At 64.4% G+C, this 24,625-nt stretch carries 16 protein-coding genes and 4 pseudogenes; 7 read left to right on the top strand and 13 right to left on the bottom strand.

The features are described from left to right. Positions 1-19: 19 nt before the first annotated feature. Positions 20-1,300 (bottom strand): threonine ammonia-lyase, encoded by a 1,281-nt coding sequence (gene ilvA / locus G6N41_RS16210; RefSeq protein WP_198965110.1) that lies wholly within the window; start codon positions 1,298-1,300, stop codon positions 20-22. A 33-nt stretch (positions 1,301-1,333) separates the two neighbouring features. After that, positions 1,334-1,771, bottom strand: coding sequence for a nitroreductase family deazaflavin-dependent oxidoreductase (locus G6N41_RS16205; RefSeq protein ID WP_198967885.1), 438 nt, complete (start codon positions 1,769-1,771; stop codon positions 1,334-1,336). Positions 1,772-1,873: 102 nt separating this feature from the next. Here G6N41_RS16205 and G6N41_RS16200 point away from each other — a divergent pair, with 102 nt between their 5' ends. Beyond that, the gene (locus G6N41_RS16200; protein ID WP_198965109.1) at positions 1,874-2,104 is read left to right on the top strand and encodes a hypothetical protein; all 231 of its coding nucleotides are present in this window, start codon (positions 1,874-1,876) and stop codon (positions 2,102-2,104) included. Positions 2,105-2,114: 10 nt separating this feature from the next. Here the strand turns inward: G6N41_RS16200 and G6N41_RS16195 are convergent. The 7 genes and pseudogenes from G6N41_RS16195 to G6N41_RS16165 form a co-directional block, all read right to left on the bottom strand. Then, a pseudogene (locus G6N41_RS16195) lies at positions 2,115-2,965 on the bottom strand (IS5 family transposase). Positions 2,966-3,022: 57 nt separating this feature from the next. After that, a complete protein-coding gene (locus G6N41_RS16190) occupies positions 3,023-4,897 on the bottom strand; it encodes a lysophospholipid acyltransferase (protein ID WP_198913355.1) in 1,875 nt (624 codons plus the stop codon). Positions 4,898-4,911: 14 nt separating this feature from the next. Further along, positions 4,912-6,738, bottom strand: coding sequence for a fatty acid--CoA ligase FadD11 (fadD11, locus tag G6N41_RS16185; protein WP_198913354.1), 1,827 nt, complete (start codon positions 6,736-6,738; stop codon positions 4,912-4,914). Between the two features lie 174 nt (positions 6,739-6,912). Further along, complete coding sequence (dnaE, locus tag G6N41_RS16180; protein ID WP_198913353.1) at positions 6,913-10,455, bottom strand: DNA polymerase III subunit alpha; 3,543 nt, start codon at positions 10,453-10,455, stop codon at positions 6,913-6,915. 67 nt (positions 10,456-10,522) lie between these two features. Next, positions 10,523-10,954: a type II toxin-antitoxin system Rv0910 family toxin gene (locus tag G6N41_RS16175; protein WP_012394117.1), complete on the bottom strand. Its 432-nt coding sequence runs from the start codon at positions 10,952-10,954 to the stop codon at positions 10,523-10,525. 119 nt (positions 10,955-11,073) lie between these two features. Beyond that, positions 11,074-11,870 (bottom strand): annotated as a pseudogene (locus G6N41_RS16170) (SDR family NAD(P)-dependent oxidoreductase). Between the two features lie 4 nt (positions 11,871-11,874). Further along, on the bottom strand, positions 11,875-12,891 hold the full coding sequence (locus G6N41_RS16165; protein ID WP_198913352.1) for an SDR family NAD(P)-dependent oxidoreductase: 1,017 nt from the start codon (positions 12,889-12,891) through the stop codon (positions 11,875-11,877). A gap of 238 nt (positions 12,892-13,129) precedes the next feature. Between G6N41_RS16165 and G6N41_RS16160 the strand changes: the two genes are divergently transcribed. The 3 genes from G6N41_RS16160 to G6N41_RS16150 all read left to right on the top strand — a co-directional run bounded on the left by G6N41_RS16160 (position 13,130) and on the right by G6N41_RS16150 (position 15,323). Next, positions 13,130-13,540 carry a group I truncated hemoglobin gene (locus tag G6N41_RS16160; RefSeq protein ID WP_012394114.1) on the top strand — a complete coding sequence of 137 codons (411 nt, stop codon included), beginning with the start codon at positions 13,130-13,132 and terminating at the stop codon, positions 13,538-13,540. Positions 13,541-13,623: 83 nt separating this feature from the next. Further along, entirely contained in the window at positions 13,624-14,259 is a 636-nt protein-coding gene (locus G6N41_RS16155; protein WP_015356027.1) for a lysozyme inhibitor LprI family protein, read from the top strand. Between the two features lie 338 nt (positions 14,260-14,597). Then, positions 14,598-15,323, top strand: a complete 726-nt coding sequence (locus tag G6N41_RS16150; protein ID WP_198913351.1) for a class I SAM-dependent methyltransferase — start codon at positions 14,598-14,600, stop codon at positions 15,321-15,323. An 8-nt stretch (positions 15,324-15,331) separates the two neighbouring features. Here G6N41_RS16150 and G6N41_RS16145 read toward each other — a convergent pair whose 3' ends face one another. Together G6N41_RS16145 and lspA are read right to left on the bottom strand one after the other, a co-directional pair. Next, on the bottom strand, positions 15,332-16,243 hold the full coding sequence (locus G6N41_RS16145; protein ID WP_020728671.1) for an RluA family pseudouridine synthase: 912 nt from the start codon (positions 16,241-16,243) through the stop codon (positions 15,332-15,334). A 14-nt stretch (positions 16,244-16,257) separates the two neighbouring features. Beyond that, a complete protein-coding gene (lspA, locus tag G6N41_RS16140) occupies positions 16,258-16,848 on the bottom strand; it encodes a signal peptidase II (protein WP_012394110.1) in 591 nt (196 codons plus the stop codon). Between the two features lie 75 nt (positions 16,849-16,923). On the opposite strand from lspA, the gene G6N41_RS16135 reads away from it, so the two are divergent. Next, positions 16,924-17,880 (top strand): asparaginase, encoded by a 957-nt coding sequence (locus tag G6N41_RS16135; protein ID WP_036455857.1) that lies wholly within the window; start codon positions 16,924-16,926, stop codon positions 17,878-17,880. On the opposite strand, the gene G6N41_RS16130 is transcribed toward G6N41_RS16135, so the two are convergent. After that, positions 17,845-19,257 (bottom strand): DNA polymerase IV, encoded by a 1,413-nt coding sequence (locus G6N41_RS16130; protein ID WP_456320206.1) that lies wholly within the window; start codon positions 19,255-19,257, stop codon positions 17,845-17,847. The genes G6N41_RS16135 and G6N41_RS16130 overlap by 36 nt on opposite strands. 66 nt (positions 19,258-19,323) lie before the next feature. Here G6N41_RS16130 and G6N41_RS16125 point away from each other — a divergent pair. Continuing rightward, positions 19,324-19,886, top strand: a pseudogene (locus G6N41_RS16125) (class I SAM-dependent methyltransferase). Positions 19,887-19,941: 55 nt separating this feature from the next. After that, positions 19,942-20,980 (top strand): annotated as a pseudogene (locus tag G6N41_RS16120) (hypothetical protein). A 4-nt stretch (positions 20,981-20,984) separates the two neighbouring features. Here G6N41_RS16120 and ileS read toward each other — a convergent pair. Further along, the gene (gene ileS / locus G6N41_RS16115) at positions 20,985-24,185 is read right to left on the bottom strand and encodes an isoleucine--tRNA ligase (RefSeq protein WP_198913349.1); all 3,201 of its coding nucleotides are present in this window, start codon (positions 24,183-24,185) and stop codon (positions 20,985-20,987) included. Between the last annotated feature and the right edge of the window lie 440 nt (positions 24,186-24,625).

The following is a 24,625-nucleotide window of genomic DNA, read 5'->3' as shown; positions in this document are numbered from 1 at the left end:
CCCCCGCGCCGGGCTGCGGTTACAGGAGGTACCGGTATGCCGGCGAACCGGGGGCAAGGGGTTCCACGTGAACTTCGGTCTCACGCATCCGAGCCAACAGGCCATCGAGATTCGCCGCAGACCCCAGCTCGACACCGACCAGCGCCTCACCGGTTTCCCGGTTGTTGCGCTTGACGTACTCGAACAAGGTGATGTCGTCGTTGGGACCAAGCACCTCGTCGAGGAATCGTCGCAACGCGCCGGGTTCTTGTGGGAAGTCCACCAAGAAGTAGTGCTTGAGGCCCAGGTGCACCAGCGAACGCTCCAGGATCTCCCCGTAGCGGGAGACGTCGTTGTTGCCCCCCGAGATCAGGCACACCACGGTCGATCCGGGTTCGATATCGGCTTCCAGCAATCCCGCGACCGACAATGCTCCCGCGGGTTCGGCGATGATGCCCTCGTGCTGATAGAGGTCAAGCATCGCCGTGCAGACCGCACCTTCGTCAACGGTGGTGATCGACACCATGTCGCCGGCCGCGGACAATGCCGCATAGGGCAGCGCCCCCGCCCGATTCACCGCCGCGCCGTCGACGAATTGGTCAACATGGTCCAGTGTGACCGGTTCACCCGCTGCCAGCGCAGCCATCATTGCGGCGGCCCCAGCGGGCTCGATGCCCAGCACCGCCGTCTTGGTCGTCCGCTCGGCCAGGTAGGAGGTGATGCCGGCGATGCAGCCGCCACCACCGACCGGGACCACCACCAGGTCGGGCTCCGCATCGAGTTCGGCGAGCAGCTCGACGGCGATGGTGCCCTGTCCGGCCATCGTGCGCAGGTCATCGTAGGGCGGCACGAGAGTCGCACCGGTACGTTCGACATCCTCGCGAGCCGCGGCGGCGGCAAGATCGTAGGTCTCCCCACAAACGATCAGGTCGATGAACTCTCCACCGTGGTAGCGGATGCGATCCCGCTTCTGTTTGGGCGTCTTGGCCGGTACATAAACCCGACCGTGCACACCCAGGGTTTTGCAGGCGAAAGCGAAGCCTTGTGCGTGGTTGCCCGCCGAAGAGCACACCACGCCCGCGGCCAGCTCCTCGGCCGCTAGCTGAACCAGCAGGTTATAGGCGCCGCGCAACTTGTAGGACCGTACGATCTGCAGGTCTTCGCGCTTGAGGTAGACTGTCGCGCCGGTTATGTCGGACAACCGCTCGCACAGCTGCAGCGGGGTGGGGGTAATGACGGGGGCGATCCGCTCAGCAGCGTTGTCGATATCAGCCGCAGACAGCGGCGACCTGCTTGGAGTCTGACTCAGTTCGGCGGACACCGGTCAATGGTGCCATGCCGACCAATAAGCAACTCAGCTCACCGGCGTCAGCACAAAAACTGGAATCTGACGGTCGGTCTTTTTCTGGTATTCGGCGTAGTCCGGCCACACCCCTACAGCCCGTTCCCACCAAATCGACTTCTCGTGATCGAACACCTCACGAGCGTCGTAGTCGCGGATGACAGTGCCGTCTTGAAGCTCGACTCGAGGATTCTGCACGACGTTGTAGTACCAAACCGGGTTCTTGGGGGCCCCACCCAGCGATGCGACGATCGCATACTCCCCGTTGTGCTCGACGCGCATCAGCGGGGTCTTGCGCAGTTTGCTGCTCTTGGCCCCGACGGTGGTCAGTAGCACTACCGGTTTCCCTTGTAACTGTGTGCCCTCGGTACCACCCGATTCCAAATATTTGTCGGCCTGTTCACGAGACCAGTCGAGTGGGCTGGGTGCGTATTCACCTTCTAGCGGCATACGCACCACTCTAGGCCGTGCGCCCCCGCACCCCGCCGCGATCAGCGCCACCCACGCCGAATCTTCGGTTACCCGAAAATCAGAGTGGGGTAGGCTGAATCCATGACCACGGCAGAACGATTCTCGGCGTTCGCCGCCGCGAACCGAGGCGATGTGCTGATCGCGGGCGTGCCCTGGCCTCGGCACAAGCTGTTTGCCGTGATAGCAGGGCTGGTCACCTTCGTGCTTGTCGGCGCGATCACCAGCAGCGCGGCACCGTCCGTTCTGGGTGCGACCGCCGTCGGGGTCATCGTTGCGGTGGCGCTCAAGATGATCGCCAAGGACATCGACTAGGTCCTGTCTGCTAATTGCGGACGCGATGGTAGGTGATGATGGCGGCCAGGGTGACACCGCCGAGGTAGGTCAGGGCGTATTCGTCGTAGCGGGTGGCGACCGCGCGCCAGTGTTTGAGCCGGTTGAAGCTTCGCTCGACGGTGTTGCGGTGCTTGTAGATTCGGCCTGAGAACCCCGGAGGCCGTCCTCCGTTGCGGCCTTTGGCTTTGCGGCGGGTGATCTGGTCGCTGCGCTCGGGGATGGTGTGGGCGATCTTGAGCCGGCGCAGCTGTGCCCGCGTCGAATCATAGGAGTACGCCTTGCCCGCCAGCAAGCGAAACGGGGCGTATGAGTTGCTGCACCGGGCGGCCAGCAATGGCCAAAGCATCGGATTATCACCGGCTTGACCGGCCGACAGTGCCAGGGTGACCGGACTGCACAGCTGGTCGGTCAAGGCGTGGATCTTGGTAGTCAGCCCGCCGCGGGAACGCCCAATGGCGTGGTCATCGGGCTCATCGAGATATTTCTTGTAATTCGACAGATCCCCTGTGCTGCGTGTCGGTGGGCGCGCACACTGGTCGAATCGACCGACAACAGTGCGCCCAGGTCGGCGTCCTCGGCGTCGAGGTCAGAGGCGATCGCCGCGAAGATCCGCGCGTAGATGCCATCGACCGACCAGCGTAGATGCCTCTCGGCCACCGATTGCCAGGGACCGAAGTGCTCGGGCAGGTCACACCACGGAGATCCCGCACGGTAACGCCAGATAATGCCCTCCAGAGTACGTCGATGATCGTTCCACGGCCGGCCACGCCGCCGCCCCGCAGGCAACACCGCCACGATCAGCGACCACAAATCATCAGAAATCGCATGCGTCCGCATCACCCAAACAGCATCAGCCAAAACACCATTCACATTAAGCAGACACGCCCTAGTCGCGGTTCAGCGCGTCCTGGCCAACTCGGCGATCGTGTTAACCCGTCGTGTCGCCGTAGCGACCTCGTCCGCGAACTGTCGCCGGCGCCGAGAAATGTCCGCAAAATCGGCCCCATCCACCAGCTCGCGATGGCGAGCAAGCCGCAGCGCGGTCTTGAAAAGTTCCATCGACCTCGACTCGGCGTTGGCGATGCGGCGCTGCAACTCCCACTGCTTACCGACATCCAGACATTCGGCCAGGAAGGCCTCTTCGTCGAACGACTCATCCTCGAGGGCGGCCAGTCGATCGGCGACGATGTGATAGGCGTCCAGGAACGGACGCAACACCAAATGCGCCAGCAGCAAGTCGGCCGATTCCAGCAGTTCGCGGACATCGGCCGTGTTGACGGCCTTGGTGATATCTTCCACCGGCCCGATCAGGCGCACCTCGTCGGCCAGGTCCTTCTCGAACTGCGCGCGTGCCGAGAACAAGAACTCGAACTTCAGCAACTCACGCAGCCGCAACGCCTCGTCGCGCACCGTCGCCGGTGCAACCGAGCTATCCGCCGACATCACCGATATCTCGGCGGCGGCAAGCAACGCCATCTCAGCGATGGCGCGATCAACCAGAATGTGGATCGCGGTGTTGCGATAGAACGCGGCGACGAGGTGTTGATCTTCGCCGATACCCCACACGGCTTCGGTACCAGCGTCATAAACCCGCACGACCCCGGAGGCCACCATCTGGTGCAAGGTCCATCGGATCGTCGAACGGTTGGTCAGGTCGGCTGCACCGGCCACCGCCCAGTTGCGGGCGGCGATGTAGCTCGCCAGCGGGCGCACCGTGGACAGCACTTCGCTGATCGACAATGACCGATCCGCGCCCAACAGCGCGAGACTTACCACCGCGGTGGGTGTCACCGGGGTGGCCCGGTTGATCCGGTGCTCCACATCCAGGGCGATGCGTTCTATTTCGGTCCCGGTCCCCGATTCGTCGGTACGCAGTTCTTCCAGCCGCTTGCGCAGCGGCAATGGCTCACCGAAGTCCAGGAACGCACGTCCGAGGCGCTCCCCCTGCTGGCGAGCCAACCGGACCAGGAATCGCAGGTCTTCGGGCCGCTTCACCGCACCGTAGGCCTCGGTCGTCATGGCCTCAACCTCGTGCAACTGGTCGTACACGATGGACGTGGGCACCAAATACACCTCGGGACCGTCGATTTCATCGACCGCGTCGGCGATGTAGCGCAGGATGCCGAATACCGGCGGCCGCAACTTGCCCGTCCTGGTCCGCCCACCCTCGATCGACCAGGTCAGATTCGCATGGTTCTGCACCAACTGTGCGGCGTAGGCCCGCAGCACAAAGCGATAAACCGGAATGTCTTTGGTCTGGCGCCGGATGAAAATCGCACCGGCCCGCTTGGCCCAGGCACCCATTGGAAAGAAGTTCAGATTCGCACCACCGAACGTCAGCGCCGGCGAGAGCCGATTGGCCTGAATCACTTCCGGAAGCAGCATGCCGTCCAGGTAGGAGCGATGCGAGAAGGCGAACGCCAACGTCGCCTTGCGGTCCAGCTTGCGCAGCTGGGCGATCTGATCTTCGTCGACCAGGACGTCGTAGGCCCGCATCAGCCAACGACTGAAACCGCGCCAGGCCTGCACCGCGCGCTCATCGAGCGTGGCCACCATCTCGCGGAGATACCCCGCGGCCTCCGCACGCACCCCGTCGGGATCACGCCCGAGTTCGGCGGCCAGCTTGGCAAGCCGCTCGTCATACCATGGGGCACTCATCAGCTCAGCGACCTCGGCCGCGTCAGTCGACAGCGGCGATATCGATTCATCGATAATCCCACTGCGCTGCAACAGCTTTCGCGCTCCGACCCGACCAACCTCACGCGCAGTCATCAGTGGCCCCTTCATCACGCCGGTTGTACCGTTGCCGCGGACGCGGGTTCGTGGACGTGAGGTCCCGGCTTGGCCGCATAGAGTTCTTCGATCTCGGCCGCGTATTTCGTCACGATCGGCCGGCGCTTGAGCTTCATGGTCAGCGTTATCTCGTCTCCCCCGGGTTCCCACAGTGTCGGCAATATGCGGAAGCGCTTGATCTGTTCCACCCGCGATAGTTTGGCGTTGCCTTCGACCACGCCCGCGGCGATCCGGGCAATCACTGCTGGGTCAGCGGCAAGCGCGGCCGGCGACGCATCCGAAATCCCGTGCTGGGCCGCGTAGGGCCCCACCGAGTCGGCATCGAAGACCAGCAGCGCAGTGTTGTACGGACGACCGTCACCGATCGCGATCAGCACGCCCACCATCGGACAGGCCGCCAAGATGGTGTTCTCAATGTTTGCCGGCGACATGTTCTTTCCGGCCGCGTTGATGATCAGCTCCTTCTTGCGATCCACCACCCGCAGGTAGCCGTCCGCATCGACATCGAAGATGTCACCGGTGTGCAACCAGCCATCCTCGTCGATGGCCTCCGCGGTCTTGGCGGCTTCTTTGCGGTAGCCCTTCATCACTAGCGGACCGCGAACCAGGTACTCGCCGTCATCGGCGATCTTGCCTTCCAATCCGGGCAGCAGCTTGCCGACGGTACCCAGTCGCGCATCGCGCGGATGGCTGGCGGTGGCAACGCAACTCAGCTCGGACATTCCCCAGATCTCCGTTATCGGAATGCCGATACCGCAGAAGAATCCCAAAGTCTCCTTGGGGATCGGCGCCGCTCCCGAGACCGCCCACCGGAGTTCACCGAATCCCAGCCGCTCGCGCAACTTCGACAGCACCAACTCGTCGGCCTTGGCCCATTCGTCGACCACCTCGGCTGACATCGGTTCATCGGCAAGCATGGCCTCTGCCCGCTTGGCGGCCACTGACATCGCCCAGATCAGGGCCTGTTTCTTCATCTCATCGGTCTCGTGGCTGATCATGAATTCGATGCCGGCCTTGAGCTTCTCCCAGACCCGCGGCACCGCGCCCCACACGGTGGGTCGCACATCGGGCAGGGCGGAGACGATCGCCCGTCCGTCGGCCACCGCGGTGACCTGGGTGCCGAACATCTCCTGCAGATACAGGCCGGTCATCCGGTCGGCGATGTGCGCGGTCGGGAGGAAGGAGGTAACCCGGTCACCGAACTGAATGCCGAACACCTCCTCGATGGCGAACCCCTCGAACAGCAGGTTGGCGTGGGTCATCTCGACCCCTTTGGGGTTCCCGGTGGTACCGGACGTGTAGATCAGGGTCACCACGTCATCGGGCTGCACTGCTGCCCATGTCGCTTCGAAATCGAAGTCTTCCGGCGCGGCCGCGTACAGCTCCTGCACCGACATGGTGCCCTCCGGCGCGCCGTCGATGCAGACGATGTGCTCGATGGGTGCGCCGCTAGCACGGATGCGGTCGACGTATTGCTCCTCGCAGATCACGACCTTGGTGCCAGCGTTGTCGAACACATAGGTCAACTGTTCGGCGGGCAACGTGTTGTACACCGAGAACGACGTGGCGCCAACGTGTTGCGCGCCGACTTCGAGTGGGTAGAACTCGACCCGGTTGGCCATCATCAGCGAAACGGTGTCCCCGCGTCCCACCCCCAGCCCCGCGAGGCCGCCGGCTACCTGCCGCACCTGGTCGGCATACTCTCTCCAGGTCAGCGTCTGGGCGCCCCCCGGCGTCCGGAGTGCGATGGCATCCGGATCGATCGCGGCGCTGCGCTGGAACGCCTCGCACATGGTGGTCGGACGCTCGGTTGGGGTCATTTCCGTCCTCCTTGATCGACCGGCGCTCCATCGCTGAGCCTACGTCCGCGACACACCAAGCGTCACGCTGGTGTTGCGCCCAAAAACGAGCGTCACGCTAGCCTGACGCTGGGCGCCAGCCCGCCGTCAGCTGCCCAGCGTCACGCTAGCCTGACGCTGGGCGCCAGCCCGCCGTCAGCTGCCCAGGCAGCCGGGACCGAGCAGCTCTTTCAGATCGCCCATCAACGCCGGCGATGGCGTGACCCGTAGTGACTGGTCGAGCTCCAGCGTGGTGATCCGATCCCCACTGATCAGCCGCAGATGCACCTGAGACGTACCCGCGTGCCGAGCCAGCACCTGTTTGAGTGCGGTGACCTTATCGATGGTGCACTGCCGGGTGGGCAGGCTCACGGCCAGCGGCCGATCCGCCTGGGCATTGGAAAAATCGGGCACCACGAGCTCGTTGGCGATCAAGCTGATGCGGTCGTCGCGAATCGCGACCTTGGCGTTGACCAGCACCACGGCGTCGTCGGCGATATCGGCGCCATAGTTGGAGTAGGTGTGCGGGAAGAACATCACCTCGATACCACCGGTGAGATCTTCCAATTGAGCTGATGCCCAGGGCATCCCGTTCTTGTTGACCCGCCGGTTCACGGCCGCCAGGATGCCGCCCACCCGCACCTGGGCATCGTTGGAGACATCACCATCCAGGATTGCCGGGATCGCGGTATCAACCTGGGCGGCCAACAGATGTGCCACCCCGTTGAGTGGATGCCCCGACACGTACAGGCCCAGCATCTCGCGTTCCAGTGCGAGTTTGTGTTTGTCTTCCCACTCGTCCTCGGGAACCTTGATGGTGAACACCGCGTCGGCACCCGAGTCGCTGCCGCCGAAGAGATCGAACTGTCCCATCGCCTCGGCCTTCTTGGTACCCAGCACCGAGTCCACGGCGTCGGTGTGCACCAGGAAGAGGCCTTTGCGCGGGTGCCCGAGCGAGTCGAACGCCCCCGCCTTGATCAGCGACTCGGTGACTTTCTTGTTGCAGGCCGAGATGTCGATCTTGTTCAGGTAGTCGGAGAAGTCGGTGAATTTGCCTTTGCCGCTGCGGGTACCGATCAACGAACCGACGACGTTGGCCCCGACATTGCGCACCGCACCCAACCCGAAGCGGATGTCCTGCCCGACCGAGGCGAAGTTCACCAATGACTCGTTGACATCGGGCGGTAGCACGGTGATGCCCAGCTTGCGGCAATCGGCCAGGTAGACCGCGGCCTTGTCCTTGTCGTCACCGACCGAGGTCAGCAACCCGGCCATGTACTCGGCCGGGTAGTTGGCCTTCAGATAGGCGGTCCAATACGAGACCAGACCGTAGCCCGCGGCGTGCGACTTGTTGAAGGCGTATCCGGCGAACGGCAGGATGGTGTCCCACAGCGCCTTGACCGCTTTTTCGGAGAATCCGTTGGCGGTCATGCCTTCGTAGAAGCCCTTGTATTCCGCCTCGAGCACCTCGAGCTTCTTCTTGCCCATCGCCTTGCGCAGCGCGTCGGCCTTACCCATCGTGTAGGAGGCGACCTTTTGGGCGATGAACATGATCTGCTCTTGATAGACGATCAGACCGTAGGTCTCCGAGAGGATTTCGCGCAGCGGCTCCTCCAGCTCGGGGTGAATCGGCTTGACCGCTTGGCGATTGTTCTTCCGGTCGGCATAGTCGTTGTGGGCGTTCATGCCCATCGGGCCTGGCCGGTACAGCGCCAGGACGGCGACGATGTCATTGAACTCGGTGGGTTGCATGCGACGCAGCAGGTCGCGCATCGGCCCGCCGTCGAGCTGGAAAACGCCCAGCGTCTCACCGCGTCCCAACAGCTCGTAGGTGGGCTTGTCGTCGAGCGGCAGCGATTCCAGGTCGAGGTCGATTCCCCGGTTGGCCTTGATGTTCTCGATCGCGTCGCCGATGATCGTCAGGTTTCGCAGGCCCAAGAAGTCCATCTTCAACAGGCCGATCGCCTCACACGACGGGTAGTCCCAGCCGGTGATGATGGCCCCGTCTTGAGGCCGCTTCCACAGCGGAATGGCCTCCGTCAAGGGTTCGCTGCTCATGATCACCGCACACGCGTGCACGCCCGCATTACGGATCAGACCTTCCAGCCCGCGCGCGGTCTGGTAGATGGTGCGGACGTCGGGGTCGGTCTCGATGAGGCCACGAACCTCCGCGGCCTCCTTGAACCGCTCGTGGGCCGGGTCGGTGATGCCGGACAGCGGAATGTCCTTGGCCATGATCGGCGGCGGCAACGCCTTGGTGATTCGGTCGGCGATCGCAAACCCGGGCTGGCCGTAGTGGATACGCGCGGAATCCTTCAGCGCCGCCTTGGTCTTAATGGTGCCGAAGGTGATGACCTGGGCGACTCGATCCTGGCCCCACTTGTCGGCGGCGTAGCGCACCATCTCGCCGCGACGGCGGTCGTCGAAGTCGATATCGATATCGGGCGCTGACGGGCGCTCCGGGTTGAGGAACCGCTCAAACAGCAGACCGTGCGGTATCGGGTCGATGTTGGTGATGCCCATCGCGTAGGCCACCAGCGATCCGGCCGCCGAACCACGCCCCGGTCCCACTCGAATGTCGACCGACCGCGCATAGTTGATCAGGTCGGCCACGATCAGGAAGTACGACGGGAAACCCTTGTCGCAGATCACCTTGATCTCGTACTCAGCCCGATCGATGTAGTCCTGGCCGAGACCGGACGGGAAACGTCGCCGCAGGCCGGCCATCACCTCGTGATGCAGCCACGACGCCGGATCGTGCCCCTCGGGCACCGGGAAGATCGGCATCCGGTCACGCGGGGTCCATACGTCGGCATAGGACTGCACTCGCTCCGCGATCAGCAGCGTGGAGTCGCAGGCGCCCGGGATGTCGTCGTCCCAGAGTTGGCGCATCTCGGCGGCGGACTTGAGGTAGTACCCGTCACCGTCGAACTTGAACCGATTGGGGTCCGAGAGCGTCTTGCCGGTCTGAACACACAGCAGCGCCTCGTGGTTGTGCGCGGCGTCGCGAGTGACGTAATGGCAGTCGTTGGTGGCCAGCGGCGGAATGTCGAGCTTGCGGCCTATCTCGATCAGACCCTCACGGACGCGGCGTTCGATGGACAGTCCGTGATCCATCAACTCGAGGAAGTAGTTGTCGGCGCCGAAAATCTCCCGCCACTTGGCGGCCGATTCCAGCGCTTCGCGGTCATGGCCCAGCCGCAGCCGGGTCTGCACCTCACCGGAGGGGCAGCCGGTGGTGGCGATGATGCCCTCGGCGTGCTCGGCGACAAGTTCGGCATCCATGCGCGACCACTTACCGAGCTGACCCTCGAACGAGGCCAGTGACGACAGCTTGAACAGGTTGCGCAGGCCGGTCGCGTTCTCGGCCACCATCGTCAGGTGGGTGTAAGAGCCGCTACCGGATACGTCGTCGCCCTTCTGGCTGGGATCACCCCAGGTGATGCGACGGGTATCGAAACGAGAGCCGGGAGCTACATACGCCTCGACGCCGATGATCGGCTTCACCCCGGCCTTGGTTGCCGAGTTGTAGAACTCGCTGGCGCCGAACATGTTTCCGTGGTCGGTCATCCCGATCGCGGGCATGTCCAGCCGTTCCACCTCGGCCAGCATGGGGGTGATCTTCGCCGCACCATCCAGCATCGAGTACTCGGTGTGGTTGTGCAGGTGCACAAAGGACCGCGAAGAAGAACCGCTCATAGGCACGCCAGTCTAGGACCGACCACCGACAACGTTCGGGCGTGTCGCCAAACGTGTCGTGTGGCAGCTATCCATACAGCTCGACAAACTGCTTCAGCGACTGCTCGACATCTCCCTTGACGGCGCGCGCCGCAGCCGACCCGAGCGGACCGAACAACGCGCGCCCGCCCAGCTCGAGGCGCAACCCGAGGGTGGACCCGTCCGCGTTTGGCTCGACGGTGAGGCTTACGCCGTACTTGGCTCCGCCCTTGCCCGATCCTGACATCGTGACCTCGCGCGGCGGATCCCACTTCGTCACCGTCCACGTCACCCGGTTGCGCATGCCCTTGGCACGGGCCACACCCTCGATCTCGACGCCCTCACTGAGCTGCTCGGGCAGCTCGCTTCGCCACCCCTCGTGGATCACGAGCCATTCGCCCAACTCCGACAGATCCGAAACATGGTCCCAGGTGTCCTGCGGAGGGATCGGGACATCGGCGGTCATCTCAACGGAAGCCATCGCATGAGCCTAGCCGTGCCGCAAGGCACGGCCGCGCGAAGCACCACCCGCGCAAAGCGCGCCGGCGCCCCGGGCATTGGCGTGCCGCAACCAACACCGCGGGGCCGTCGACACGGCGGTCAGTGGCTGGGACCGCCGCGCAGTTTGTTCCCGATCCGGATCGCGGGCAGCAGCACGCTGCGTGGTAGGTACCTGCCGCTGGTGCTGACGAACTTGGGCACCACGCCGGGCACGACGGTGCGCTTGCCGGTCAGCATCCCCTCGATCGCGGCTTCGGCGACGTCGTGCGGAGACACCTGCGCCAAGGGAATGCTGAACCGCTCGGCACTGGCGATCTCGGCCCACTCGGTGGGCACCGGTCCCGGGCACAGCGCGGTGACCGAAACTCCCGTACCGTGCAGCTCCTCCTGAACGGCTTCGGAGAAGGTGAGCACGAAGGCCTTGGAGGCCGAGTACACCGCCATGAAGGGAATGGGCTGGAAGCCGGCAATGGATGCGATGTTGAGCACCGCACCGGCACCGCGCTCCACCATGCCGGGTAACGCCGCGCGGGTGAACTCCATGAGGGCCAGCGCGTTGAGCGTGACCTGCTCGCTTTCGCGTTCGGGTGGCAGCTCGCAGAAACGGCCGCTGGTGCCGAAGCCGGCGCTGTTACACAAACCGGCGACCGAATCGCTGCGGAGCCGGTCAGCGAGCTGAGTTCTGGCTTGCGCATCGGACAGATCGAGGGGCAACACCTCAACGGCGATCGAGAACTTGTCCCGTAGATCGTCGGCCAGTTCCTCGAGGCGCTCACGGCGCCGCGCGACCAGCTTTAGCGGAAAGCCCCGGCCGGCAAGGCCGCGGGCCAACTCGACACCGATGCCGGATGAGGCGCCGGTTATGTGGCCTGTTTGTTTGGTTTCGGAAGGCTCATAGTCTCACCAATGTATCCCTCGGGTCGCCTGGACGAATGTTTCGCTTCTCTTATCGAGTTCTGTTGTACCAGAATGCGATTCACTGCCCTTGGCGGCAGAGGAGTCACTGAACATGCCGAACGCGCGGTTGCGCACCCGGTCCATGACGGCCGGGTTGACGGCGTCTGCCACGGCCGCGAATTGCCCGAACGGCGAGCTGGCCCGCCGCGGCCGATGCACGATCGCGTCGGTGATGACCCCGGCGGCCTGCTCGGGCGTCAGGGTCGGGAATTTGTCGTAGATCGTCGTCGGGCTGATCATCGGCGTCCGCACCAGCGCCATGTGCACGGTGGTGAAGCGAACCCCTTCATTGATGGTCTCGGCCTGCAGCGCGTCGCAGAGGCTGTCCAATGCCACCTTGCTCGCGATGTAGGCGCCAAAGCGCGGTGCGCGGGTCTGCACACCGACCGAGGAGACGTTGACGATGTGCCCGAACCCGCGTTCCCGCATCCCGGGGATGAACTTGAGGATGAGCTGCACCGCACCGAGGTAGTTCAGCTGCATGGTCCGCTGATAGTCGTGAATCCGGTCGTAGGACAGCTCCAGCGAGCGTCGAATCGAGCGGCCCGCGTTGTTGATCAGGATGTCTACACCGCCCAGATCGGCCAGCACCTGATCGGCCATCGCCGCGATGGCGTCCATGTCGGACAGATCGCACGGGTAGGCATGGGCCGCACCGCCACCGGCCCGAACGTCATCGGCCACCTTTTCCAGGTTTTCCCTGGTGCGCGCGACCAGCACCACCGTGCCGCCCGCTTCGGCGATCTTGTGCGCGGCCGCCTCGCCGATCCCCGATGACCCACCGGTGATGAGCACGGCCTTGCCCTCTACCGCGTCGCTGAGTTTGCGGCCCTGGACGACGTCGAGCAAATTCCTTAAATAGAAGGGCCGATAGCGCCCCGCCGAGTTGGGCGTGTTGACGATGTTCGACATCGCCGCGAACGGCTTCTCGACCAGGTTGGTGAGGTCACCTAGCTTCATGTGAAGTTGCTCCTGAGGGCGGTGTGGATAGTGTGGCGTGGGTCATAAAGCAAACCTAGGACATCCATCCTCGAATAGATACGACTTGCCGTGACGCGAGCGCCGCCACGGGCCGGCCGGCCGAGACCCAGCAAACGCCTGGATCCGCGGTCGATGAGCAATCTGCTTGTTACCCGAGGCAATGCGCGCGTGACGGCACTCTAATCGATGCGCAACTGCCCCATGCTGCCCTTGCAACATGGGACTACTGTCACGCTTTCGTAAACGTGCGCCGGTCAGCATCTACGACAAGATCGGCGGGTATGAGGCGATCGAAGCCGTAGTCGAAGACTTCTATGTACGTGTGCTCGCCGACGATCAACTCGGCGGCTTCTTCACCGGAACGAATATGAACCGCCTCAAAGGCAAACAGGCCGAGTTCTTTGCGGCAGCCCTCGGCGGACCCGAGCCCTACACCGGCGCACCGATGAAACAGGTCCACCAGGGCCGCGGAATCACCATGGCGCACTTCAGCTTGGTAGCCGGGCATCTGGGCGACTCACTGACCGCAGCAGGGGTCCCTTCTGAGACCGTCACCGACATTCTCAAGCTCGTGGCACCGTTGGCCACAGACATCGCCTCGGGCGAGACCACGACCGCGGGAGTCTGATCCCCCGCCGGAGCCCGCAGGAATTGCGCCCGGTCTGGCGTGTCGCGCTTTGCACGCCCTCCGCAAGCCGGTAGACAGCACATATGAGACTTATCGCACTCATCGGGGCCGCCTTGGCGTTGAGCGCCTGCAGTTCAGCAACAACGCATTCGACTCCCGATTCGCCGGCCGGCACCACGAGCGGCTCGCAGCCGACATCGACGGCCGCACCGCTGCTCGACTGCACCAACCCCGAAGATGACACCCAGCGACTGGTCTGCAACGACCCCCAGTTGACCGAACTCGATCGCCGGCTCGACACCGCCTACCAGCAGGCGCTGGACCGTCCCGGCACCGACAAAGCGGCGCTGACGCTGGCCCAAGGTCACTGGGCGGAGACGCGTGACCAATGTGCGCAGAACCCTGACATGCGCACCTGTCTGCAGGAGTCCTACCAGACCCGGTTGGCGCAGTTGGCCATCGCGGACCCGGCCACCGCGGCTCCGCCCGTGATCAGCTACCGGTGCCCCGCGGAGGACGGCCCATTGACTGCACAGTTCTACAACGAACTCGATCCCAAGACGGCGGTGCTGACCTGGCGAGGCGACCAGTACATCCTTTTCGTGCAGCTATCGGGCAGTGGTGCCCGGTACGGCCGTCAAGGCGTCGAGTACTGGGAGCACCAGGGCGAAGTGCAGCTCGATTTCCACGGCACCAAATTTGTCTGCACCACGACCTGAGGCCCCTCACGCCCGGCGCTAGGCCGCGGGCGGGCCGGGCGCCCGATCCGGATCACCGCTCGTGGTCGACGGCACGGGTTGCTTGCGGCGAAAATGCCTAGCATGCGCCGTGCATTCAAAGTCCCGGCGGCAGAGGCCGGGCGGGCCCCCGTGCCCGACCGGGATTTCTCCCGCCCGCACGGACGCCCGTGCGCCGCCGTCGAATCGTGGCCACCGCATGCCGCGCTGGCATCCAGACGCCGGCATCCGCGCGGCACGCTCGTCGAGGCCCGCATGCCGCAACGGCGGCCCCGGTGACGGCCGCCCAACGCTCATTTGAGGAGCTCGTGGCCGAAGCCATGGCGGCGCCGGTCGTGGGATGGGATTTCTCCTGGCTAGAAGGCCGAGCGACAGAAGAACGACCGTCGTGGGGGTACCAGCGGCTGATGAGCCAACGATTGGCCCGCACGTCGGCCGCCCTGGACATCCATACCGGTGGCGGCGAGGTGCTGTCCGGCGCGCCGAAGTTTCCACCGACCATGGCCGCGACCGAATCGTGGCCGCCGAATGCGGCGCTAGCCACCCAGCGGTTGCGCCCGCGCGGCGTGGTGGTGGTCGCAACGCGCGATGAGCCGCCGCTGCCGTTCGCCGATGAAGCGTTCGACCTGGTGATCAGTCGCCATCCCATCACCGTGTGGTGGAGTGAGATTGCCCGGGTGTTGCGTCCCGGCGGCACCTACCTCGCGCAGCACCCCGGGCCGGCGACGGTAGCCGAACTCGTGGGACACGTCATCGGACCGCAGCCCCAGCTGTGGGAGCGGCTAGAGCCCGCGGCTCAGCGTGCCCAGGCCCAGGCGGCCGGGTTACAGATCGTGGAGATGCGCATGGAGCGGCTCAGGGCTGAATTCTTCGACATCGGCGCGGTGGTGTACTTCCTGCGCAAGCTGATTTGGACGGTGCCGGATTTCACGGCAGAGCCGTACTTTCAGCGGCTGGTCGAGTTGCATGAACGCATCCAGGTCGACGGACGCTTCGTCACCCACCCGACGCGGGTGTTAGTGGAAGCGCGAAAGCCGACCGAGTGAGCTATCGCTCACCCCTCGTCGCGGAGCACATCCAGGGCGTGCTGCAGATCTGGCGGATACGGACTGACAATCTCCACCTGCCGGCCATCGGCGGGATGCGCGAAGGCCAGCGATCTCGCATGCAGCCATTGACGTTGCAGACCCAACCGTTTGGCCAGTTTCGGGTCGGCCCCATAAACGAGGTCACCACAGCACGGATGATGCAATGCCGCGAAATGCACCCGGATCTGATGAGTGCGCCCGGTTTCCAAATGCACGTCGAGCAAGCTGGCCGCCACGAAGGCCTCGACGGTGTCGTAGTGGGTGAGGCTGTGCCGGCCGTTCTTGGTGACCGCAAACTTCCACTCGCCGCCGGGATGCCGACCGATCGGTGCGTCGATGGTTCCGCTGGATGGATCTGGATGTCCTTGCACCAGAGCGTGATAGCGCTTGTCGACGGTGCGTTGTTTGAAGGCCCGCTTGAGAACCGTGTAGGCGCGTTCGGACAGCGCAACCACCATCACCCCGGACGTCCCGACGTCCAGGCGATGGACAATGCCCTGCCGCTCATGTACGCCGGACGTGCTGATCCGGTAGCCGGCCGCCGCCAGGCCACCGAGCACCGTGGGCCCCGTCCAGCCCACCGACGCATGTGCTGCCACCGCGGCCGGCTTGTCGACGGCGACAATGTCGTCGTCGGAGTACAGGATCGTCATGCCCTCGATCTCGACGGGGGTGTTCTCCGGCGGCGGCGGCGCCTCAGGCAGCTGGACGTGCAGCCAGGCCCCCGCGGTCAGCCGATCGGATTTGCCCGCCGGCACACCGTCGAGCTCGACACCACCGTTCTCGGCGATGACGGCCACCGCGCTGCGGGACAGACCCAGCAGACGGGCCAGCCCCGCATCAACACGCATTCCTGCCAATCCCTCCGGAACCGGCATCGAGCGATCGCCCGTCAACGCTCATCGGCCTTTCGCCGGCCCACGGTGTCGAAGTCGAAGCCGAAGATCGACAGGATTACCAGCAGGATGGCGCCACCGACCACCGACGGATCAGCGACGTTGAACACCGGCCACCAACCGACCGAAAAGAAATCGACGACGTGCCCGCGCAGCGGCCCGGGTGCCCGGAAGAAGCGGTCGACCAGGTTGCCCATTGCGCCGCCCAGGATCATCCCGAGCCCCACGGCCCACCAGGGCGACACCAGCCGCCGGCCCATCCAGAAGATTCCGACCACCACGCCCGTCGCGATCAAGGTCAATACCCAGGTGTAGCCGGTCGCCATCGAGAAGGCGGCACCCGAATTGCGCACCAATGTCCAGGTCACTGTGTCACCGATGATCGATACCGGTTGGCCGGGAGGCAGCAGCTTGACGGCGAGCACCTTCGTCACAACGTCCAGCGCCAGCACCACCGCCGCGACCGACAGCAATAGCCGCAGCCGCCGTGGCGGCGGCTCCGGCGCGGAAACCTTGGGTTCCTCAGTCACCCCGGTCTCTCCCGCTGTCGTCAGTGGATCGGCTGATCCGGTTGGTTCGTCAGACACTCCCCCATCATCCCTCAGCTTTGTACCGGTACCCACATGCGGATGCCGATGACATGGGTGCGAGATGATCCCAGCATGGGCCGCCTCACCGTTATCACCACCGGAGGAACGATCTCGACCAGCACGGGCACCGACGGAGTGCGCCGACCGTCTCGTAACGGTGCGCAGCTCACCGCTGCCGTGAGCGGGGATCTGGATGTCGAAATCATCGACTTGATGGCGCTGGACAGCTCGCAGCTGGTGCCGGCGGACTGGGATCGCATCCGCGCCGCCCTACACGCCATCACCGGGCGCGGCGCCGACCGCCCCAATGGGCCCGATGGGGTGGTTATCACCCACGGCACAGACACGCTTGAAGAGACCGCGCTGTGGTTGGACCTCACCTATTCCGGCAGCACCCCGGTGGTGTTGACCGGGGCCATGCGCAGCTCCGATGCCGCCGATGCCGATGGTCCAGCCAACCTGCGTGACGCGCTTATCGTGGCCGGCGATCCCGCGGTACGCGACTGTGGGGTATTGGTGTGTTTTGCAGGTCGGGTGCTCGAGCCGCTAGGACTTCGCAAGGCGGCAACCGATGATCTGAGCGGATTCGCGGGCGAACTTCTGGGCACCGTCACGGACGAGGTGACGCTGCGGCGCGCGAAATCGCGGCCATATCTCGGCGACGTTCTGGCCGCCGATGCACCCCGGGTCGACATCGTCGCGGTCTATCCCGGAAGCGACGCTGTAGCACTGGACGCGTGTGTGGCCGCCGGCGCGCGCGCCATCGTGCTGGAGGCCCTGGGGTCGGGCAATGCCGGCGCGGGCGTGATCGACGGGGTGCGGCGGCATTGCGGCAACGGGGTGGTGATAGCGGTTTCCACCCGTGTTGCCGGCGCTCGGGTCGGCGCCGGCTACGGCCCTGGCCATGATCTGGTGGCCGCGGGCGCGGTGATGGTGCCACGGCTGCCGCCGTCGCAGGCGCGGGTGCTGCTGATGGCAGCGCTGACAGCCGAGCTACCCATCGTCGAGGTCATCGACCGCTGGGGTTGAGGTGTCAGCGGCATTCTCGACCCGCAACTGGCCGACAAAATCCGGCCAATCCAGGCTGTCCACCGGGTTGGCGGCGGTGATGTCGCTGGTCTCGATGGGAAAGGTCCGCGCTGGCCCGGGGCCTGAACCGCGAGTCTCGAACCTCACGGTGACCACTCCGTGACCCGCTCCTTGTACCCAGCCGTGACCAAGCTCCCGGTGGGTGACGTCGTCGCCGATTCGCCACACGACGCCGGCTGGGGTGCTCGACAACGCACCATGCGAGGGGTGAAAGTCCTGATGGGCTTCTTCTGACGTCTCCGCCGCCAGGTCCAGATCCGGGAACAGCGATTCCTGGCGTACCTCGCTCAGCCCCGAGAAACCCACGCCCAGCAGGCGAATGGGCCCGATCTGGACCGGATCCAGCAGCAGCCGGCGGGCCAGCGCCAACAGTGCTCCCACATCGGTTGTCGCATAGGGCAAGGTCGCCGAGCGGGTCAACGTGCTCATGTCGGCCTTCTTCAGCTTCACCGTGACGGTGCGAGACCCGCGACCGTCGCGCAGCAACCGCTGATGAGCGTGCTCGGCAATCGGATCAAGCGCGTTGCGGAGCTGATCGAGGGTGGTCAGATCGATGGCAAAGGTCGACTCCGCGCTGATCTGCTTGGCTTCCGCGCGCTCGGCAACCGGCCGGTCGTCGATGCCGCGCGCCAGCCGGTGCAGCGCGGGCCCGACGGTCGCGCCAAGGATGTTGGCCACTTCAGCGTCGGCCAGCGCCGCCAACTGTCCGACCGTCTCGATCCCAAGGCGATGCAGCTTCTCCTCGGCAACTGGACCAATGCCCCACAACCGGCGCACCGGCAAGCCGCCCAGCAGCAGCTGTTCTTCCTGACGGGCGACCACCCGGATGCCGTCGGGCTTGGCCAGTCCGGAGGCGATCTTGGCAATTTGCTTACCCGAGCCGGCACCGACCGAGGCGATCAGGCCGGTTTCGTCGCGCACCCGTCGCCGCAAGTCTTCGCAGAACTGTTCTACCTCCGCAGTAGCGGCCCCACCGAGTTGTGGTGGTTCCCCGAAGGCCTCGTCGAACGACAGCTGCTCGACGACGGGAACCAGGCCTCGCACGGTGTCGAACACCCGGCGACTGGCCACCCCGTACACGGCGCCGCGCGGCGGCAACACCACCGCCGTCACACCGATCAACCGCCGAGCCTGGTGCATCGGCATGGCCGAACGGGCCCCGAAAACGCGCGCCTCATAGCTGGCGCCGGCGACCACACCGCGCCCACCCATACCACCCACCAGCACCGGCCGGCCCATCAAGGTTGGTCGGGTGAGCTGCTCAACCGAGGCGAAGAACGCGTCCATGTCCAGGTGCAGCACCCAACGGGACTCCACAACCGGCAATACTATTCGGGGCTAGTCGGGGCTCGCCGGAGGCGATCTCGACTAACGTCGGTCAGTATGGCAATGAACCTTGTGCATAGGTTGTGCTGCGACTCTGACCGCTGGGCAAAAGAGGTCAAGGGCCAGGTATTGCCCTGGGTTCTCGCCGATGTGGACCTCGGCGACAACGCCCTCGAGATCGGGCCGCCTTTCTTCGGGTGCTGGTGGACACGACGCCAAAGCTCACAGCGGTCGAAATCGACCCAGCCATGGCGCGGCGCCTACAAGAGCGCTATGGCGAGCAGGCACGCATCATCAACAGCGACGGCACCGACAGCGGGCTGCCTGCCGAAGAGTTCAGCTCGGTGGTGTCTTTCACCATGCTGCATCACGTCCCTACCACGGAACTGCAGGATGAACTGTTCGCCGAGGCTTATCGTGTGCTGCGTCCCGGTGGTGTCTTCGCCGGGAGCGACGGGATTCCTTCATTACTGTTCAGCATCTTGCACTTTCGCGACACCTGCAATCCGATTCCACCGGAGAACCTCCCGGATCGCCAGCGCGCAGCGGGATTTCACGATTTCGAAGTTGAGGTTCAGGCCTGCAGGCAACGCTGGCGTGCACAGAAACCCAAAGCCTGACTTTTCTCGAAAAGATATGTCAAATAAGGGTATTGAGGAACGGTAAGGAACCACGGTGTGTCCGTCCGATAGCGAGTCAACTTCCTTCGGCCGGTCCGGTGATGACTTCGTGGCAGGAATTTGTCAGCAGGTCCATGCCTGGAGCACTCAGCCCGCTCTGACGGAATTGGTCGAAATGTTCGGCGGCTCCCCACCCACCGGCGACCTCCCGACTCGACTTGCGCTGCTCGACGAATTCAGCAAGGTGTGGGACTACCGGGGGCGGGCCCGGGCCGCCGCCACCGGCCGGTTACACAGTCAGGACGCGGCTGGCGCGGTCAGATGGCTGATCCCGCGCCTGGACCTGCCCGCCACCCAACTGGAACAGATCACGGCGTTGGCCAGCGAACTGGGTCTGGTCACAGCCACCACGCCCGAGGGCGCGGACTTCGATCACATCTTGGTGATCGGCGGTGGACGCTATACCAACCAGCTGCGGGTGGGCTACGCAAGAGAGATGGCTACCGGCCGGCGCATCGGCCAGGTGGTGCTGGCGGCAGCATCACGCCAGCTACTGGAATCCGAACTGGATGCGGTAGCCGTCTGCGCGCCGGGGGCACGCACGGAGTTCGAGCTCCTGGTGGCAGCAGCAAAGGACGTACTGGGGCTGGACACCGGTGAGGTGACCGCGCACATACGACAACGGGTGGATAACCCGCAACGCGACCGGGCGGTGTGGCGTTTTCCACCGGAGGGCAACGACCTCGGCGTGCCGGTCATGTTGTTGGAAACCCCGTCGCCCGACCCGGACAACCGTCGATACCTACACCTTCGCCGCCCAAACGGCACGCATGCACCAGTCGACTTGCCTGCTGGTGACCGGCCAGCCGGTGGTGCCCTACCTGCACTTCGAGGGGCTCCGCACGCTGGCTCTACCGTTGCGGATTCACCTGGAGTCAGCGGGGTTCGGCATCGACCGCTACAACCGGCTCAGCAACCTGGACCAACAGCATCCGGCCAAACTGCTGCAGGAGGTCCGCTCGACGATCCGGTCCGCCCGCGCCCTGATGGATCGGGTAGCGATCACAGGGCGCGGGCCAACCAGCGCCGGCTGACGTCTTAGGCCTGCTCGCGCCCGGACACCCCTGCTCCGCCAGATTTCGCGATTGCCACCCGCACCCCGTCTCCGATCTCGACGCCATCATCGGGTTCACCGAATTCGAAAGTGGTGGCCAGGATTTCGCCGGCAATCAGATCGCGGTGAGTGCGCGCCCACTCGGCGCGCTCCCCCGGTACCGAGATCAGCACCTGGATGCGGTCGGAAACGTCGAGCCCGGTGGACTTGCGCAGCTCCTGCAATTCCCGGATGCGGTCCTTGGCCCAGCCCTCGGCCTCGAGTTCGGGTGTGACGGTTCCGTCCAGCACCACTAGGCCCGCACCGCCCGGCAAGGCCGCCGTGAATTCCGGGTCGGCGGCCACTAGCCGGGAGCTGTACTCCTCGGGCTGCAACACCGCCGGACCCGCCGTCAGGGTGCCGTCGGAGTTGACGACCCCTTCGCCGGCTTTGACCGCCTTGATGGCAGCTTGCACGTCCTTGCCCAGCCGGGGACCGGCAACCCGAGCGTTGACGGTCAGTTCGAACCGGCCGTAGGTGCCGATCGCATCTGTCAACTCGACCTGCTTGACGTTGAGTTCGTCGGCGATCAGGTCGGTGAACGGCTTTAGCGCCTGCGGATTCTCGACGGCCACGGTCAATTTTGGCAGCGGCAAACGTACCCGCAGCTTCTTGGCCTTGCGCAGCGAAGACGCGGCCGAGCACACTTCACGGACCTGGTCCATCGCGGCCACCAGTTCCGCGTCCGCGGGGACCTCGCCAGCCTGCGGCCAGTCCGTCAAATGCACTGAGCGCTCGCCGGTTAGCCCACGCCAGATCACCTCGGTGACTAGCGGCAGCAGTGGTGCCGCCAACCTCGCGGTGATCTCCAGCACGGTGTGCAGTGTGTCGATGGCATCGACATCTTCCTGCCAGAACCGCGAACGCGACCTTCGGACATACCAATTCGTCAAAGCCTCGGTGAACTGGCGCAGCTGTTCACAAGCCCCCGAAATGTCGCAGACCTCCATGGCCTGGGTGAGGTCATCGCGCAGCACCGCGAGCTTGGCCAGGATGTAGCGATCCAGCACATGATCCGAATCGGTGCGCCAGGTACCGACTTTCGGTGCGTACAGAGCCAAGAAACTATAGGCATTCCAGAATGGCAGCAGCACTTGCCGTACGCCCTCGCGGATGCCCTGTTCGGTGACGATCAGATTGCCGCCGCGCAGAATCGGCGATGCCATCAGGAACCACCGCATGGCGTCGGAACCATCCCGGTGGAACACTTCGGCGACGTCTGGGTAGTTGCGCAACGACTTGCTCATTTTTTGGCCGTCAGAACCCAGCACAATGCCATGCGCCACACAGGTTTTGAACGCCGGGCGATCAAACAACGCGGTGGCCAGCACGTGCAGGGTGTAGAACCAGCCGCGCGTCTGTCCGATGTACTCGACGATGAAATCGCCCGGGTAGTGGGCGCCGGCGTCACCGGCCGCCCCGCCCAAGAACCAGTCCCCATTCTCGAACGGGTAGTGCACCTGTGCGTACGGCATCGATCCCGAGTCGAACCACACGTCGAGCACGTCAGGGATGCGTCGCATCGTGCTCTGCCCGGTGGGATCGTCGGGATTGGGACGGGTGAGTTCGTCGATGTAGGGCCGGTGCAAGTTGGTGGGCCTAACGCCGAAGTCGCGCTCCAACTCATCCAGGCTGCCGTATACATCGATCCTGGGATACGCGGGATCATCGGAGTTCCAGACCGGGATCGGAGTGCCCCAATACCGGTTTCGTGAGATGGACCAGTCCCGGGCACCCTGCAACCACTTACCGAACTGACCGTCTTTGACGTGCTCCGGGTACCAGGTGATCTGCTGGTTGAGTTCAACCATCCGCTCCCGGAATTTAGTCACTGTGACGAACCACGAGGACACGGCGCGATAGATCAGCGGGTTGCGACACCGCCAGCAATGCGGATACGGGTGCTCGTAGGTCTCATGGCGGATCAGCACCGCACCGTTGGCCGCCGCCGGACCGCTCTGATTCTTCAAGTCACGGATGATCTGGGCGTTGGCATCGAAAACGTGTTGCCCTTGGTAATCGGGCACTGAGGAGTCGAAGCGGCCCTTGGCATCCACAGGTGTCACCGGCTCGATGCCGACCGGGCTGGTAACCGCCATGTCGTCCTCACCATAGGCGGGTGCCATGTGCACGATGCCCGTACCGTCTTCGGTGGTCACGAATTCGCCCGCCAACACCGCAAACGCGTTTGGCGAATCCATGAAATACGCAAACGGCGGCAGATAGCGCATGCCCAAGAGGTCGACGCCACGATAGCTGCCAATCACCTCCGGCTCTTCGCCGAGTTCGCGCGTGTAGGCCGCTAGACGCGCCTCGGCCAGCACAAGGCGGCGATCCCCCACGCGTACCTGCACATACGTCACATCCGGGTGCACGGCCACGGCGAGGTTCGACGGCAGAGTCCACGGCGTGGTCGTCCACACCAGCAGGTAGGCCCCGGCCAGCTCCCCCTGCGGTTCGCCGTCAACCACCTTGAATCCAACCGTAAGCGCCGGATCCTGGCGGCTTTGGTAGACGTCGTCATCCATCCGGAGCTCGTGATTGGACAACGGGGTTTCGTCACGCCAGCAGTAGGGCAACACCCGGTAGCCCTCGTAGGCCAGCCCCTTGTCCCAAAGTTGCCGGAACACCCAGATCACCGACTCCATGTAGCCGAGATCGAGCGTTTTGTAGTCGTTGTCGAAGTCGACCCACCGCGCCTGGCGAGTAACGTACTGCTGCCATTCGCCGGTATAGCGCAAAACCGACGCGCGGCAGGCATCGTTGAACGCGGCAATCCCCATCGTGTCGATCTGGGATTTGTCGGTAATTCCCAGCTGACGCTCGACCTCGAGTTCGGCCGGCAGCCCGTGGGTGTCCCAGCCGAAACAGCGCTCCACTTTGAATCCACGCATGGTTCGGTACCTCGGAACGATGTCCTTGACGTAACCGGTGAGCAGGTGACCGTAGTGGGGCAGGCCGTTAGCAAATGGGGGCCCGTCGTAGAAGACATACTCGGGCGCGCCGTCGCGGCGCTCGATACTGGCCCGGAAAGTTTCGTCACGTGCCCAGTAATCAAGCACCTGGGTTTCCAGTTCCGGAAAGTCCGGAGAGCCGCCACGGTGGTCGGCGCCCAGGTTGCTGCGCGGATAAGTGCTGTCAGTCATCGGTCTCCTGTGCCAGAAATCACACGGCACGGGGACGACGACGCGCTCAGTGCGCGAGCGCCGCGGTACCACCCCGCTTGCCGCATCTGAGTGCGGCCGCTCAATTTGGGCTGTAACGGACCCAACCGTTCGGTTCTACTGGGCTTTTAGGCTGTTCTTCCGAAAGCTAACCGGTGATAGCCGGATCAACGCTGTTGCGGCAATACTACCTGGTCGCAGGCGCGCCGATGCTGGGCCCGACGCATAAATCCCCGCACTTGGCACCCAGTTCAATCCCAATGCAGCGAACACCGAAATCTAACGCCCGCCTATCAACTAGGCTCTGCTCTACCAGCGTTTAACAAGTAAATACCCAGATGAAGGGTCGTCACAGCGTCGGCGTAGTTATACCGACGGCAGAGTGGTCGTGCCTTTGCAAAGGCGCAGCCAACTAAGAGGGG

It is taken from the genome of Mycobacterium shottsii, assembly GCF_010728525.1.
Lineage (GTDB): Bacteria > Actinomycetota > Actinomycetes > Mycobacteriales > Mycobacteriaceae > Mycobacterium > Mycobacterium marinum.
This window is presented reverse-complemented; position numbering and strand designations above follow the sequence as displayed.

Excerpts from the sequence above, each read along its gene's own strand:
- G6N41_RS16205 (WP_198967885.1), bottom strand. The coding sequence starts at position 1,771 with ATGCCGCTAGAAGGTGAATACGCACCCAGCCCACTCGACTGGTCTCGT.
- G6N41_RS16200 (WP_198965109.1), top strand. The coding sequence starts at position 1,874 with ATGACCACGGCAGAACGATTCTCGGCGTTCGCCGCCGCGAACCGAGGC.
- G6N41_RS16190 (WP_198913355.1), bottom strand. The coding sequence starts at position 4,897 with ATGACTGCGCGTGAGGTTGGTCGGGTCGGAGCGCGAAAGCTGTTGCAG.
- fadD11 (WP_198913354.1), bottom strand. The coding sequence starts at position 6,738 with ATGACCCCAACCGAGCGTCCGACCACCATGTGCGAGGCGTTCCAGCGC.
- dnaE (WP_198913353.1), bottom strand. The coding sequence starts at position 10,455 with ATGAGCGGTTCTTCTTCGCGGTCCTTTGTGCACCTGCACAACCACACC.
- G6N41_RS16175 (WP_012394117.1), bottom strand. The coding sequence starts at position 10,954 with ATGGCTTCCGTTGAGATGACCGCCGATGTCCCGATCCCTCCGCAGGAC.
- G6N41_RS16165 (WP_198913352.1), bottom strand. The coding sequence starts at position 12,891 with ATGAAGCTAGGTGACCTCACCAACCTGGTCGAGAAGCCGTTCGCGGCG.
- G6N41_RS16160 (WP_012394114.1), top strand. The coding sequence starts at position 13,130 with ATGGGACTACTGTCACGCTTTCGTAAACGTGCGCCGGTCAGCATCTAC.
- G6N41_RS16155 (WP_015356027.1), top strand. The coding sequence starts at position 13,624 with ATGAGACTTATCGCACTCATCGGGGCCGCCTTGGCGTTGAGCGCCTGC.
- G6N41_RS16150 (WP_198913351.1), top strand. The coding sequence starts at position 14,598 with ATGGCGGCGCCGGTCGTGGGATGGGATTTCTCCTGGCTAGAAGGCCGA.
- G6N41_RS16145 (WP_020728671.1), bottom strand. The coding sequence starts at position 16,243 with ATGCCGGTTCCGGAGGGATTGGCAGGAATGCGTGTTGATGCGGGGCTG.
- G6N41_RS16135 (WP_036455857.1), top strand. The coding sequence starts at position 16,924 with ATGGGCCGCCTCACCGTTATCACCACCGGAGGAACGATCTCGACCAGC.
- ileS (WP_198913349.1), bottom strand. The coding sequence starts at position 24,185 with ATGACTGACAGCACTTATCCGCGCAGCAACCTGGGCGCCGACCACCGT.